Annotated in this window: 14 protein-coding genes; 10 read left to right on the top strand and 4 right to left on the bottom strand. The window is 67.9% G+C overall.

All coding sequences use genetic code 11. From position 1 onward, the window contains the following. The first annotated feature begins 246 nt into the window (after positions 1–246). Both QMG86_RS12700 and QMG86_RS12705 read left to right on the top strand, forming a co-directional pair. Complete coding sequence (locus tag QMG86_RS12700; RefSeq protein ID WP_281879687.1) at positions 247–1,131, top strand: glycosyltransferase family 2 protein; 885 nt, start codon at positions 247–249, stop codon at positions 1,129–1,131. Positions 1,132–1,135: 4 nt separating this feature from the next. Then, positions 1,136–2,032, top strand: coding sequence for a glycosyltransferase family 2 protein (locus tag QMG86_RS12705; protein ID WP_281879688.1), 897 nt, complete (start codon positions 1,136–1,138; stop codon positions 2,030–2,032). 200 nt (positions 2,033–2,232) lie between these two features. Here the strand turns inward: QMG86_RS12705 and QMG86_RS12710 are convergent, their stop codons facing one another. Continuing rightward, positions 2,233–2,886 (bottom strand): hypothetical protein, encoded by a 654-nt coding sequence (locus QMG86_RS12710; protein ID WP_281879689.1) that lies wholly within the window; start codon positions 2,884–2,886, stop codon positions 2,233–2,235. A gap of 559 nt (positions 2,887–3,445) precedes the next feature. Here QMG86_RS12710 and QMG86_RS12715 point away from each other — a divergent pair. Together QMG86_RS12715 and QMG86_RS12720 are read left to right on the top strand one after the other, a co-directional pair. Further along, positions 3,446–4,045 carry an SLATT domain-containing protein gene (locus QMG86_RS12715; RefSeq protein WP_281879690.1) on the top strand — a complete coding sequence of 200 codons (600 nt, stop codon included), beginning with the start codon at positions 3,446–3,448 and terminating at the stop codon, positions 4,043–4,045. A 139-nt stretch (positions 4,046–4,184) separates the two neighbouring features. Beyond that, positions 4,185–5,432 carry a TIGR03618 family F420-dependent PPOX class oxidoreductase gene (locus QMG86_RS12720; RefSeq protein ID WP_281879691.1) on the top strand — a complete coding sequence of 416 codons (1,248 nt, stop codon included), beginning with the start codon at positions 4,185–4,187 and terminating at the stop codon, positions 5,430–5,432. A 136-nt stretch (positions 5,433–5,568) separates the two neighbouring features. Here the strand turns inward: QMG86_RS12720 and QMG86_RS12725 are convergent, their stop codons facing one another. Then, the gene (locus QMG86_RS12725) at positions 5,569–6,858 is read right to left on the bottom strand and encodes an oxygenase MpaB family protein (protein ID WP_281879692.1); all 1,290 of its coding nucleotides are present in this window, start codon (positions 6,856–6,858) and stop codon (positions 5,569–5,571) included. A 448-nt stretch (positions 6,859–7,306) separates the two neighbouring features. Here QMG86_RS12725 and QMG86_RS12730 point away from each other — a divergent pair, with 448 nt between their 5' ends. Both QMG86_RS12730 and QMG86_RS12735 read left to right on the top strand, forming a co-directional pair. Beyond that, a complete protein-coding gene (locus tag QMG86_RS12730) occupies positions 7,307–7,978 on the top strand; it encodes a TetR/AcrR family transcriptional regulator (protein WP_281879694.1) in 672 nt (223 codons plus the stop codon). Between the two features lie 401 nt (positions 7,979–8,379). Then, a complete protein-coding gene (locus tag QMG86_RS12735; RefSeq protein ID WP_281879696.1) occupies positions 8,380–8,823 on the top strand; it encodes a pyridoxamine 5'-phosphate oxidase family protein in 444 nt (147 codons plus the stop codon). Here QMG86_RS12735 and QMG86_RS33550 read toward each other — a convergent pair. After that, positions 8,808–9,296 (bottom strand): SDR family oxidoreductase, encoded by a 489-nt coding sequence (locus QMG86_RS33550; RefSeq protein ID WP_350356405.1) that lies wholly within the window; start codon positions 9,294–9,296, stop codon positions 8,808–8,810. The two genes, QMG86_RS12735 and QMG86_RS33550, sit on opposite strands and share 16 nt — an antisense overlap. Before the next feature lie 202 nt (positions 9,297–9,498). Here QMG86_RS33550 and QMG86_RS12740 point away from each other — a divergent pair, with 202 nt between their 5' ends. The 3 genes from QMG86_RS12740 to QMG86_RS12750 all read left to right on the top strand — a co-directional run bounded on the left by QMG86_RS12740 (position 9,499) and on the right by QMG86_RS12750 (position 12,487). After that, positions 9,499–11,277: an acyl-CoA dehydrogenase family protein gene (locus QMG86_RS12740; protein WP_350356382.1), complete on the top strand. Its 1,779-nt coding sequence runs from the start codon at positions 9,499–9,501 to the stop codon at positions 11,275–11,277. A gap of 590 nt (positions 11,278–11,867) precedes the next feature. Continuing rightward, complete coding sequence (locus QMG86_RS12745; protein ID WP_281879697.1) at positions 11,868–12,305, top strand: anti-sigma factor antagonist; 438 nt, start codon at positions 11,868–11,870, stop codon at positions 12,303–12,305. A gap of 20 nt (positions 12,306–12,325) precedes the next feature. Continuing rightward, positions 12,326–12,487, top strand: a complete 162-nt coding sequence (locus QMG86_RS12750; RefSeq protein WP_281879699.1) for a hypothetical protein — start codon at positions 12,326–12,328, stop codon at positions 12,485–12,487. Positions 12,488–12,509: 22 nt separating this feature from the next. Here QMG86_RS12750 and QMG86_RS12755 read toward each other — a convergent pair whose 3' ends face one another. Further along, a complete protein-coding gene (locus QMG86_RS12755; RefSeq protein WP_281879701.1) occupies positions 12,510–13,031 on the bottom strand; it encodes a MarR family winged helix-turn-helix transcriptional regulator in 522 nt (173 codons plus the stop codon). Positions 13,032–13,089: 58 nt separating this feature from the next. Here QMG86_RS12755 and QMG86_RS12760 point away from each other — a divergent pair, with 58 nt between their 5' ends. Continuing rightward, entirely contained in the window at positions 13,090–13,815 is a 726-nt protein-coding gene (locus QMG86_RS12760) for an SDR family NAD(P)-dependent oxidoreductase (protein WP_281879703.1), read from the top strand. The last annotated feature ends 417 nt before the right edge of the window (positions 13,816–14,232 follow it).

The raw sequence follows: 14,232 nt of genomic DNA on the forward strand, positions 1-14,232 counted from the left end.
GACCTGAGTCGCGCCCGGGTATGCGCCCGCACATGCGGGTACTTGTCACCGGGTGGCCCAGCTTCGCGCACGGGGAAGCGGCGGCCGCAGACGTGTCGAGGATGAGCCGAGCGCGGCTCTGGCATCCGCTGGGCAACACGTGACCCGGCGTGAAGTCCGTTCGGTCGTTGCGCGCTCGCGGGCCGCACGGCGTGAATTCCCTGCGGCCACCGTCGAGAGCCGGGAGTTGCTCGTGGGACGGTCGGCGTGAGCGGGCAGAACGGGGCGAAGACGACAGTCGTCATCGCCACCCGCAACCGCGCTGCCGAATTGGTCCGCACCCTGACCGAGTTGCACACACTGCGCCCGCGCCCGGAGATCGTGGTGCTGGACAACGCTTCCGCCGACGACACCGTGGCGCGGGCGCGAGCATTCCCCGGCGTGCGGGTCGTCCCGCTGTCCCGCAACCTCGGCGCGGCCGCGCGCAACCTCGGCGTCGCGCTCGCCCGCACGCCGTACATCGCCTTCAGCGACGACGACTCGTGGTGGGCCCGCGACGCGCTTCCCGAAGCCGAGCGGCTGCTGGACGCCTGCCCCCGGCTCGGCCTCCTGGCGGGACGCACGCTCGTCGGCGCGGAGCACCGTGACGATCCCGTCAACGAACTGATGGCCACCAGCCCGCTCGGCCACCCACCCGGCCTGCCGGGGCCTTTGGTCCTCGGCTTCCTGGCTTGCGCGGCGATCGTGCGGAAGGAGGCGTACCTGCAGGCCGCCGGGTTCAGTCCGCTGCTGCACTTCGGCGCCGAAGAACGCTTGCTGTCCCTCGACATGGCGGCGTGTGGCTGGGACCTCTGCTATGTGGCGGCGGTGCGGGCCCACCACCATCCCTCCACGCGCCGACCGCCTCGGGCGTGGCGCAAGCGGGCCGAACAGCGCAACAACGCGCTGATCGTCTGGATGCGACGGCCGCTGCGGCGGTGCGCGGCCGAGTCCGCCGGCCTGGTCGGCCGCACGGTGCGCGACCCCGGGACGTTACTGGCGGTCGCGGGACTGCTGCGCCGCCTGCCCCAGGCGTTGGCGCAGCGGCGCAGGCTGCCGCCGGAGATCGAGCGCCGGGCCAGGATCCTGGAACTCGCCCATGAAAGGAAGTGACCGGATGGGTACCGATCGCATGACGGTCGTCATCATCACCCGCGACCGTCGCGAACAACTGCTGGAAACCTTGGCGCACATGACCGCGCTCGCCGACGCGGCGCCGATCATCCTCGTCGACAACGGATCCACCGACGGCACCGCCGACGCGGTCGCCGCGGCTTTCCCCGCCGTCGAGCTCATCCGCTCGGCGGACAATCTGGGCGCGGTGGCCCGCAACATCGCGGTGGAGCGGACGGTCACGCCGTATGTGGCGTTCTGCGACGACGACACGCGGTGGCAGCCGGGTGCGCTGACCCGCGCCGCCGACCTGCTCGACCGGTATCCCGGCCTCGGCTCGGTGACCGGACGATGCCTGGTCGCACCCGATCTGCGCGAGGATCCGATCACGCCGGAACTGCGGTATTCACCGGTTTCCGGGCCCGACTGGCTGCCCGGCCCCGCCCTGCTCGGCGTGATGGCGGCCCTGTCCGCCTTCCGGGTCAGCGCGTTCCGGGAAGTCGGCGGCTTCTCCCGGCGCTTGTGGTTCGGCGGCGAGGAGGAATTGCTCGCGCTCGATCTCGCGGCACACGGCTGGTGGATGTGCTGGATCGAGGACATGCTGATCCATCACGAGCCGTCGACCTCGCGCGACGCGACCCATCGTCGCAGGCTCGGTATCCGGAACACGTTGTGGACGCTGTGGTTGCGCCGCCCGGCCCGCAGCGCCGCCCGGCGGACCGCCGCCGTGCTCCGGTCGGCACCGGCGGATCGGACGACGGCGGCGGCCGTCCTCGAGACGCTGCGCGGCATGCCCTGGGTCCTGCGGGAACGCAAAGTCCTACCGCCGCAGGTGGAAGCGGGTCTCGTGCTGTTGGAAGACTCGCAGCGTCGTTCGACCGCGCGTCGTTATGTGGGCTGACGAGGCGTTTCGCCGGCGTGCTTTCCGGGCGAGAGCGCGGTCGCGTTGTTCCTCTGACCGCGGAATGCGCACGCGTTCCAGGTCGTCGAGAATGCGGAGAGCCGTTCGGGCGGTGTTCGCGCGGAGCTTCGATCGCCGTCGGCCGGTCATCCGAAGAGACGGGTGGATTCAGCGGGGCACTGGGGGATGTGCCGCTTTGTTCACTCGACTCGGCGGACCGGTTCTTTCCCTCCGGCTCCGGTGCCGCGCCACGGCAGGCGGCGAGATGACGACGGGCGGTTATACGTCCATTGGGCGACGGCGGCAACAGCCGAACCCAGCGAAACGACACCCGCGAGGAGCGCCCAGTGGGTGAGGCCGGCGGTGTTGTAGGAGACCTGCCGGACTCCCGGTGCGATGAGGCTGCCGTTGCCGAAGGCCCAGCTGGTCACCATGCCGATTTGACCACCCAGATCTGAGGACCGTCCGAGCATGCCGCGCAGCTCGGGGGCTTTGCTGTTGACGTAGAGCACGGTGAGGACCACCAGCGCCGCGGTGACCACCGTGGACACCGTCGCGGCACGCGACAGCACCTCGGTGCGGTAGCGGAGATTCGCCGCCACCACGCAGACGGTGACGACGATCGCGCCTGCGGTGAGTATCGCCAGGGCGCCGCTGATTCGCACGGTGGGCGGCGGCGATGACGACCAGGCGTTCAGGAAAGAAGTGGTCGCGGTGATCCGTCCGAAGGCATCGGCGCGGGCTCTGCCGTCGGCGCCCACGGCGTTCAACCACGGCTGGAACAGCAGCAACAGCGTGACGATGCTGCCCGCCAGCGCGCCCAGGTAACCCCAGTGGCCGTCGAGCGCCGACAAGGAGCCGCGGACACCAGCGCGCGGCTGCGCCGCACCCGGAACCTGGACGGGCCGAGTGTCCTTCGCTGACCACGGGGTTGGCTGCACGTCGCTCCGAATCAGAGGTAGGTCCGGTGTCGTGGACCGAGACGGACATGGCGGTCTCCGCACTGCGGTCGTCCTGGGGACGGCGCGGCAGGAGGGTTGAGCCGGACACTAGAAGCCGGAGAGCCGCCGCAGAACTATTGCGATCAGCGCGATCTTGAATCCGGCGTCGCCACGCCGCGCCCGGTACGGAGCCCGGCGGGATGGCCCTGCGGGCGCTGCGAGAACTGGCCGGGCCCGGCAGTCCCGGGACGCCGGCAGCCGCGCCTGCCGGATCGAGTGGGGTGACCGACTCGTCGGAGGGGAGAGCCGGTCACCCACAGCGGTTCCGAATCTCGTTGCGGCACATGGCAGCGCTCGTCTCGCGCCGTTCTGTGGCCGAAGTGACCGGCTTGCGAAGTCCGCAGTGCTGCTTGCTCACCCGCGCAACGGCCGAAAGATGATTCCGGAGACGTTGGGGAGATACAGTACGGCCGTGACAGAGCACCGATCGCCCTTCGGCGGGGATCGCTCGCAGGACCTCGGAGTGCCGCCTTCGCTGGACCTCCGCACCGCCGACTGGTCGAGTTCCGATGAGACCCTTGCCCGGCTGTTCCAACGCGTCGAGGCGTATGCCATCGACGCGCGCGAATGGTATTCGCGCGACGGCCTAACGAAGCGGCGAATCAGCCTAGCCCTCACCGGGGCTACGCTCGTTCTCGGCTTACTCGGAATACTGGTGCCGCTACTGACGACCGCCGGCATCGACGCCATCGATCCCAGCTGGGGATTCGTGCTGCTGGCCTGCGCCGCCGGCACTGCCGCGTTCGACCGGTTCTTCGGCGTCTCCACGGCATGGATTCGTGATCTCCGCAGCGCGCAGTCGATCAACGCGATGCTGTGCGATTTCCAGCTGGAGTGGGCGTCGGTGTCTCGTGGTCCCGCCAATTCGAACGGGGAGATCGACCGTCGGATGGGGTTGCTGCGAGACTTCTCCTATCGGGTCAACGAGGTGATCGCACACGAAACCGATAGCTGGGCAGGCCAAGTGCAGCCCTCGGTCACCGCGCGGATGAGCAGGTTCGATCGGAGGTAGCGGCGGGAAGCCTCCCGCCCGGATGGTCAAGAGGCAAGCATCGACAACGCGGTGTGGGCGCGGGCGATCGGAGCCTGCGCTCGCACGGTAACTGAACCAATCAGGTGACAAGATTGAACTGGTTGGTTAAATTCGTGGCATGAAGCATGTTGTGGTCGCGGGTGGAACCGACGGAATCGGCCGGGCGGTCGCGCTGGAGCGCCTGGCCGAGGGCGACTCCGTCGTGGTGATCGGTCGAGACGCGAGGAAGGGCGAAGGCTTTCTCGCCGCCGCGGAGGCGCTCGGCGCGGTCGACCGGGCGCACTTCGTGCCCGCGGATCTCAGTTCGATCGAGGCGACTCGCCGGGCGATCGACGCCGTCCGGGCCCGGTTCGCCACGGTGGATGCCCTGGTGCTGTGCGCCCGGCACTACCGGTCCGATCGGCTGGCGACCGACGAAGGCTTCGAGTACACCTTCGCGCTGTTCTACCTGAGCCGATTCGTGCTCAGCTACGAGTTGGTCGACTTGTTGAACGCCGCCGAGCGCCCGATCGTCGTGAATGTCGCGGGCCCGGGCAGCGGCACCGGCGAAATCCGCTGGGACGACCTGCAACACGAGCGCGAGTACCACGGAATGCACGCCCTCGCCCAGGGCGGCCAGCTCAACGATCTGCTGGGCATCGAGTTCGCGCGCAGGCCGGTGTCGGCGCGAGTACGATACGTCCTGGTGCACCCGGGGGTGGTCGACACCGCCCTGTCCGGTGACTACGACGCCGAGACGACGGCCCGGATCGAAGCACTGCGGCGTACCGCGCGACCGATCGACGAAGCCATCCGCCCGATCCTCGACGTCCTGGACGATCCACCGGCCGATCCGCTGACCGCCCTCGCGCAGGGCCGGCCACTGGACGTGCACGGACCCGCGTTCGACGCCGCGGCGGCCGCACGGCTCTACAGCGAGACGACGAAACTGCTCGGCCGGCTGCAGTCAGCGGCCTCGGGCGTTTCCCCGGCCAGGTTGCGTCAGGTCCTCGACGCGCCCGTCTTCGGTGTGGTGGGCACGATTCAGCCCGACGGCAGTCCGCACCAATCGGTGGTGTGGATCCTGCGAGACGGTGACGACGTGCTCTTCGCGGTGGGGGCGGGCAGTCGCAAGGAGCGCAACCTGCGTCGTGACGCCCGAGTGAGCGTGCTGGTCAACCCGCCCGAACAGCCTTACACCTACGCCGCGATCCACGGCACCGCCACCCTCTCCGCCGAAGGCGGCCTCGAGCTGCGGGATCGCCTGGCGCGCAAGTACACCGGCATGACCTACCTCGAGCACAACCCGGAAGCGGCGGCCACGTATGGAGATACCCCGATGCTCGTCGTCCGGGTGACCCCCGACCGAGTAGTCGGCCGACTCTGAGCCGCACTCGGCTCTCTGCACCGACTGAAGCGCGTGACTTCCCCGGCTCGTCATGGCATGCCGGGGAGTTGGCCGGCGACGCCCGGTGACGGCGAACACGGTCGGGATCGGCGCGAAAGGCGTCCGCGAGCGGAGGTCATCGGCGTAGCGCCCCGCCGGCCTCGAAAGCCGCTTCGCGACCCTGCATCTGAGCGCGGTACCAGTTCTCGCGATGCCAGAGCATGAGCTTCTCGTGCGCCCGCGCGAAGGGCGGGAACGTCCTGCGCAGGATCTCCATCATCGTGATCAAGGGAAAGCGCAGCAGCGGGATGACGATCCAGGGAAACGCCGGCGGCATGATGTAGCGGCGCCGGGTCAAGGGAACCATGTACATCGCGGAGTACACCGAGTTGATGCGAAAGTTGTACGCCTCGCGCAGCCGCGTGAAGCCGCGGTGGCCGTCGCGGGGCGCGAACGCCATCGGATAGGACTCGATCAACTCCGCACCGTGCCGCCCCGCGTCGTAGGAGCGGGAGGCGATGGTCATGGCCAGCACACGCAACGAGTCGAGGACCGTCTCCGGGTACCAGCGCAGCCGGACGCCGAGCAGGTAGCCCATGTACTTCTGGAAATGCAGCAACGCGCGGATTTCCGAGGGGGTCGTCTGGTAACCGAGCGCCCAGAGCCCGAGCCCCGGGGTGACGCTGCCGGCCAGCAAGGTCAGCATCTGGTAGGTCTGGCTGATCGGCAGGCCCCACCGGTCCATGTCCCACTCCGGATGCTCCGCGACCTTCGCGCGGACCGAGACGTGCATGATGCGCACCTTCAGCGCGGTGGCACGTCCCGCCGATCCCGGCGTCAGCAACGCGCCGGGCTGTGAGACATCGATCCAGAAGCGGGTCGTCTCCAGGAAGCGGCGTAGCGCGCTGTCCCCGGCGTACCCACCGGCCAGTGACAACGGCGTCGCGACCGCGGCCTCGGTGTACATCTCGAGAGTTTCCGCGCCGGCGAAGCTGAACAGCATGGTGCCCCACCGCCGCCAGATCGCGGCGCCTTGTTCGACCAATTCGGGTATCACCCACGCGGGGACCGTCTCGAATTCCTCGAACAGCGCGCGCATCGACTCCGGTGCGTCCGGTACGGCGTCTATGCCTGCCGCGAGGGCGATCTCGAGCATCTCGCGGCCGGCTTGCCGACCGATCTCACCGTGCATGACCTCAGCGACGAACCGCTCCGCGACCGGATCACCGGTGAAGAGGTCCTCGCACAGCGCGACGGCTTGCGCATCGGTCGGAAACAGCTGCTTCCCGGTGACTTTCGCGAAAAGACGCTCGATGCGCCGAACTCCGGGGCTGCGACGCGCTTCCCAGTAACGGAACGCTGTCGGGCACTTCACCGATGGTTCCGCGACGGCATCCGCGCCCGCGGGCGGGACTTCCACTGGCATGGGTGAACTTCTCCTACTCTCCGATAGCGATCCGGCTCGGCCGGCGGGCCTGCTCAGGCCACCAGCTCGCGCCGGATCAGCCACGACCGCAAGTGGTCCTGCGCGAGGCTTTCGGGCTGGTCGACCAACGAGTGGGTGAGGCGGGGCGTTTTGCAGCACCCAGGGGATTCGCAAAATTTCCGGCGTCCGATCCGCGACTCATGTTCGAACCCTTCTCGGGCGGCCCCGTCGGGCGCCCACTGCGGCGAACATACCATTGGGTATAGTCATCGGTACCATTTTGAATGGAAGTGCAGGTCCGTTGCGGATCTTGCCGAAGGAAATCGGTGCGTGGCGGATTCGGCGCCGGCGCTGCACAGGCGCGGCGGACGGTCGTCGCGTCGAAGCAGCCGCGTGTTCGGGTCGCCTACGATCGTGTGGTGATTTCCACCGACACGGGGCCGCACCGATGACAGCGGACCGGCCGTCGGCAGCCGACGGCATCCGGCCCTCCGACGTGGGCGCAACGAACGCCGCGCCGCGGCGTTCCCGGAAAGCCGCGGCCCAGCAACGCGGCCGCACCCCGCGGCTGTCCTATGAGGCATGGGTCGACGGGGCTTTGACGCTGCTCGCCCGAGAAGGTGTCTCCGCCATCAGGATTCCCCGGCTGTGCCAGGAACTCGGCGTCACCAAAGGCAGTTTCTACTGGCATTTCGACGACATCGAACAGCTCATGGCGGCGATGGCCGACCGGTGGACCGCCCGCCAGAGCGAGATCATCCGCGCGCTCGGCGCGATAGCGTCCGTTCCGGTCGAGCAGCGCATCGCCGATATGGCCGCCAATCTCATCGACCAAGGCACCTGGGCCACCGAAGCCACCGTGCGTGAATGGGCGCGCAGCGACGAGAAGGTGGCCGAAACGGTGCGCGCCTTGGATCGGCAGATCTTCGAAACGGTGCGAAAAGCGATGTTGGAGCTGGGCTTCACGCCCGACGGAGCGCGTCTGCGGGCCGGTGCGATGGTGTATCTGGGCATCGGCTTCATCCACGGTCGTGACAGCCTGCCCGCGCCGACCGCGGAAGACGCCAGAGCGATTCTCGAGCTGTTGACCATTCCTGCTCCGAAGCGAACCCGTTCGTAGACCTATGGTCAGCGGGGCTGGGCGGACCACGCTCGCTACCGGCGGGGAAGCGCCGCGCCAACGGGTGTAGCCGGTGATGTCGCGGATCCAGCTGATGAAGTCCGCAGCGTCCGCGTCGCTGCCGTGGCCCGCGTCCCAATACATCGCGGCGTTCACGTCCGCGCTGCGGTTCTCAGCGGCATTGCCGGCGAGGGGAAGGGGGCGTCAGTGGTCCGGCGGGCGGTCGGCGTCCTGATCGGTCGCTTCCGGTGCGGTGGGATCGCGCTGCCACGCAAGTGCTCGTGCACCGCCGACCAGAAGTCATCGTCGGCGCTCGACGGCGCGGGCTTCGATCGGCGGGGTTCGCCACCGGGGCTGTGGTTCGCGGCCGTCCGGCCGACGTGCATACGTAGACTTTCGGCGTGACCGATCTCGCGGACTTCGCCCAGCTGATCGCCGGCGATCACGGACTCTGCGTCGTCTCCACCCTTCGAGCCGACCACACCATTCACTCGTCACTGGTCAACGCGGGCGTGTTGCGGCACCCCGAGACCGGTGCCGATGTGGTCGGCATGGTGGTGCGCGGCGGTGCGCGAAAATTGGACAACATGCGTGCCCGGCCGCGTGCGACGATCGTTGCTCGCGTCGGCTGGCAATGGTGCGCCGCCGAGGGGCCGGTATGGATCGCCGGTCCGGACGACCCGGCGGCGGGCGTCGGCGCCGAGCGGTTGCGACTGCTGCTGCGTGAGGTGTTCACCGCGGCCGGTGGTGTGCACGAGGACTGGGACGAGTACGACAGGGTGATGGCCGCCGAGCGCAGAGCGGCGGTGTTGATCCTGCCGGAGCGTGTCTACGGCAACAGCTGAGAACGTCGTCCTGCGCGGCGGACTTGTCGGCCGCCCGCCCGTAGCTCGCTCGCCATAGGGCGAGCGGACTCCGACACGGGTGCACGCGGAACTCTCCCGTCCGCGAGCGCCACCGACGTGGTGGAGATGAAATGCACCGGCACGCCCTGCCCTTGTAGCGCCAGACGCAGCACCGTGCGTGTGCCTGCGACGTTCGCGCCACGCAGCCGCGCATACGGTTCGACGTGGTTGACGCGCGCACCGTTGTGCAGGACCGCATCCGACCGGGACAGAACTCGAAAAAGTCTCTCGCTCAGACCGAATCGGTCCTGCTCGAGATCGCCGACCACTGGAACGATCCGGGAAGCCATGCCTGGTCGCCACAGCCGGTAGTGCCGCAGCCCGGCCTCGATCCGGGCGAGTGCGTCACCTCCGTCGCCGGCCCGGACCAGGCAGAAGATATCGGCCTCGGTGCGGGCGGTCAGTTCACTCAGCCCCCAACGTCCCCTCGAGCGTCACCGTGTCGGTCACGCCAGTATCGATCGCTCGTCCAGGGTGCGGCGAGCCCGATCATCAAGGGGCACCAGCCTCGGGCGGCTCCTCGTAGTCTCCGTTTTCGGTCTGCCTCTGTGGCGCGAGTCCGACCTTCGAGCCGAACACCGTGGCGGCGCTGCTGACGAGGCGCGCGTCAGACAATTGACGGCAGGTGCCATCAGACTTAATGTGAGGGCACTTGCCATCACTTCGAAAGGCGGCATCGCCATGGCCCTGTTCAACCCGAAGACCGACACGTTCGAGGAGTTCGACCCCGCCACGCGGGCGCGGCTACGGTCGGTGGTCGACTTCTTCGAGAAAAAGGGCAAGCAGGCGCTCACCGGCGACGCGCACCGGGCGGAGTGGTACGAGGACTGGATGGAATTCCTGGCCGAGAGCCGGATCATCGCCCACATGGCGACGCCGCGAGCGCATGCGGGCGGAGATCCGGGCAAACGCTGGGACACCGCGGTCATTTCCCGGTTCAACGAGATCACCGGTTTCTACGGATCGCAGTACTGGTACGCGTGGGGTGTTTCGACGCTCGGGCTCGCCACCATCTGGCAGAGCGCCAACGAAAAGGCCCACCTCCGAGCCGCCGAGGAGCTCGACCGTGGCGGGATCATCGGGTTCGGATTGTCGGAGAAGGATCACGGCGCCGACATCTACGCCACCGACATGCTGCTCACCCCCGATGGCGCGGGCGGTTTCACCGCGACCGGCAGCAAGTACTACATCGGCAACGGCAACGTGGCCAGGATCGTGCCCACCATCGGGCGGCGGACGGACTTGGACGGCCCCGACGCATACGTCTGGTTCATCGCCGACAGTCAGCACCCCAATTACCGGCTGGTCAAGAACGTCATCCACGGTCAGAATTTCGTCTCGGCCTACGATCTGGCGGACTATCCCGTCGCGGCGGACGACGTGCTGCACGTCGGCCGCAAAGCGTTCGATTCCGCACTCGCCGCGGTCAACTGCGGCAAGTTCAATATCGGCATGGTCGCGCTGGGCATCGTAGAGCACTGTTTCTACGAGACGATCAACCACGCCAGTGCAAAGATCCTGTTCGGGCATCCGGTCACCGACTTCGCGCAGGTCCGGCAGATCCTCGACGACAGCTACGTACGCATGAACGCCATGCGGCTCTACCACGAACGGGCGATCGACTACATGCGCTGCTCCACTCCGGAGGACCGCCGCTTCGTGATGTTCAATTCCATCGGCAAGATGAAAGTGACCCGCGAGGCCGAGCGGGTATTCCGGGAACTGTCCGATGTCATCTCCGCCAGGGGTTTCGAGAAGGACTCCTACTTCTCCACCGCGCGCGGCACCATCGATTCCATGCCACGACTGGAGGGTACCGCGCACGTCAACATGGCGCTCACGCTGAAATTCATGCCGAACTTCCTGTTCAATCCGGCCGAGCTGCCTCCGGTGCCGGTGCGGCGGGATCCCGGTGACGACGAGGCGCTGTTCCGGCAGCCGAGCGCTGCCGGATTGAGCAAGGTGCGATTCGCGGATTGGCGGCCGGCCTACGCGCCCTACCGTCATCTGCCCAATGTGGCCCTGTTCCTCGAGCAGGCGGAGCGATTCACCCAGTTCCCGGTCGAGGCTCCGCCGACGTCGATTCAGCTGGAAGATCTGGACTATCAGCTGGCGGTGGGGGAATTGTTCACGCTGCTGCCCTACGGCCAGCTCATTCTGGAGCAGGCCGCACTCGTCGGGACTTCGGAAGATTTGGTGGACGCCATTTTCGAGGTCTTCGTGCGCGATTTCTCCGCGTACGCACTCAACCTGTTCTCGAAGGCGTCCTCGACACCGGCGCAGCAGGACTGGGCGATGAATGTCCTGCGCAAACCCGCTGTCGACGAGCAACGAATCGCACGTCTGCACGACGAGGTGATGAGCTACGCGGGCGCATTCCAGATGAATCCGTAGCCACACCACCGGATCGAAAGCCGCACCGGCCACAGCAGGACGATGCGTCGGGCCGTCGGCCGCGAGCAGGTGTGTCCGGAAACACGACGGTCCGTGCCCTTGTACCGGGCACGGACCGCTGGTCCCGAACAGGTCGGATCAGGCGTAGGTTTCTCCCGCCGCGGGGCGGGCTGTCGCACCATGGCGTTGATGCGGTTGAAGGCGTTCATCGCGGCGATCAGCGAGACCAGCGCGGCTAGCTGCGCTTCGTCGAAATGGGCGCTCGCGCGCTCCCAGACCGTGTAAAAACGCCTGGAACATCGGGTTACGTCGGTAGTCGAGCGGGGGACGCATCGGGAACTCCTGATAGAACGATATAATTATTCTATTATCGTATCGAGTAGGTGGAGTGCGTCGCAGGTTCCGCGCGGGGGCGACCAGCTTTCGGGCAGGTGGAACGTTCACCATCGCGTGCGGCGCCGGACACGGCGAGCGCCGGTTCGCTGTACAGGCAGACCTGTCTCTGTTAGTAAGGAAGAACAGGTCTGTCTTGAAGCTGCAGGATGGGCCCGACTGAGCGCCTTCAGGCGCGAAACGAATCGAGTGCCCATATGAGCACAACATCGCACGATCTCAGCGGCCTTCTTCAGCCCACGGAAGACGTTCCCTTCGGATTGCGCGCGACGGTCGAACGTCGCGGCGCGGCGGCCATCGTCCACGCTCACGGCGAAGTCGACGCCTACACCCTGCCGACCTGGCGCAAAGTCCTGCGGGATGCCGCCACGGCCACCGCGGCGCCGGGGCTGGTGGTGATCGACACCAGCGGCCTGGACTTCATGGCCTGTCGTTCCATACTGGCCTTGGCCGAGGAATCCGAGGCGTGCCGGCGCCGGGGCGTCCGGCTGTGCGTGGTCGGCCGCCGGTCGACCGTGACCCGCGTCGTCGACCTCCTGAATCTCGACGCCCTTCTGCCCATCTACTCGTCCGTCGACGACGCGCTGGCCGACGCGGTCCCGAGCGGGCTTTCCCGGCAAAGCGAGGCGGTATAGCGTCGCGCGGTCAAGTCGATGTGACATCTCTGATGCGCAGGGGCGGGCTCGGTGACTTGCATGCGACCATCTGCCGGGCCCTGCGTCTCGAGTACGACGACCGGCCGGAACCGGTGGCGGAAGTGCAACTGCCCGAAGGGGTGCAAGCGCGGGACCTCTCCGCCGATCTGTCCGGCGCCTGAGCGCGGAGTCGGGCACGGCGGCCTACGCCGGCCCGGCGGACCGGAGCGCGGCCGCGAGTGTGGTGAGGGCCGCGGTCAGTACGGCGCGTTCGCTCGCGGGCAGCCGGTCGGTGAGCGCGGTCTCGTGCTCGAGCAGCGCGGGCACGACTCGTTCGGTGAGGCGGTGGCCTTCCGGCGTGAGGGTGACCAGCACGCCGCGTCGGCTGGCCGCGGTGGGTTCGCGGGTGATCAGGCCTGCCGACTCGGCACGGGTCAGGCGCTGGGAGATGGCGCCCGCGGTGACGAGGCTGCGCGCGGCGATCTGGCGGGTGGTCAGCTGGTAAGGCGGCCCCGACCGGCGCAGGGTGCTGAGCAGATCGAGAGTGGATTCGTCGATGCCCAAGCGCTGCAGGGTGCGCTGCCGTTCGTCGGTGAGGAGTTTGGCGACTCGCCACAACGGGGTGAGGATCTCGATCGACTCGGTCCGCGCGCCGGGTAGTTCGCGGCGCCACGCCGCGGCGATCTGGGCGGGCGACGGTATCTCGTCCTGTGTTTCGTGCGTCATTGCCGCAAGTGTCTCCCGTCGGTATATTTAGCGCTAAATATAAACGAAGGGAGATGAAATGCGTGGGACGGTCGTCGTCACCGGCGCCAGCGGGGGAATCGGCCGCCGAGTGGCACAGCGATTCGCCGAAGGCGGTGCCGAGGTGGTGATCACCGGGCGCTCGCCGGAGCGGGTCGAACAGGCGGCGCGGGAGCTGGGAGTGCGCGGAATCGTATGTGACGCCGGTGATCCGACGGCGGTGGAGCGCTTCGCCGAGTCGGTGGGGCCCGAAGTGGATGTGCTGGTGAACATGGCCGGCGGCAACACCGATCTCGCCGCGGGCGGCGGCGGGACGCCTTCGTTGGCGGATCTGGCCGCGCAGTGGCAGGCCAACCTGTCGACGAATCTGCTGAGCGCGGTGCTCACCACCTCGGCGCTACGGGAACGTCTGCGGCCCGGCGGAGCGGTGATCAATGTCGGCTCGATCGGCGCCGAATACGCCGCGGGCTCCTACGGCGCCGCGAAGGCCGCGCTGGCGGCATGGTCGGCAGGATTGTCGGCGCAGCTCGCGCCGAAGGGAGTCACGGTGAACACCGTCGCGCCCGGTTACATCGAGAACACCGACTTCTTCCAGGGGCAGCTGAGCGACCAGCGGCGTACCTGGTTGATCGACTCCACACATGACAAGCGTCCGGGCGACCCGGATGACGTCGCCGGATTGATCGAGTTCCTGGCCTCCCCGCACGCCCGTCACATCACGGGGCAGACGATCCACGTCAACGGCGGCGCGCACACGACCAGATGATCTCCGCGCGGCGGGGTTCGTGCGTGCACTCAGGATGCGGCTGACCCGGTCGCCCGTCGGGTTCGACGAGGACGCCGAAGTCGCTCCCGGTGCTCCATCGGCTACATGGCAAGTGATGCAGGTCGGACGAGATACGGGATCGGCCGGAAAGGGTCGACCGGCCTCGGCGAACGCGCATTCACGTCGCGCGCACCGCCGCAGTCCGTCGGGTAGGGCCGGTGCGCAGTACTTGTATTCGCGCTGATCACAATCCTGTCCGTGGGCTGGTGCGTGCGGTTGAATCCGGTATCACCTGCGTTCGTCTCCCGGAGAGCAGTCGCCGACGCCTCGGAACGTGCCGACCTCGGACTCGCGAGGGCGTCGCGGCCGAGGGGCCGGTGCCGGGACAGCGCCGAACCCGGGCAGGGCACAGCTTCA

Source organism: Nocardia sputorum (assembly GCF_027924405.1).
GTDB classification, from domain to species: domain Bacteria; phylum Actinomycetota; class Actinomycetes; order Mycobacteriales; family Mycobacteriaceae; genus Nocardia; species Nocardia sputorum.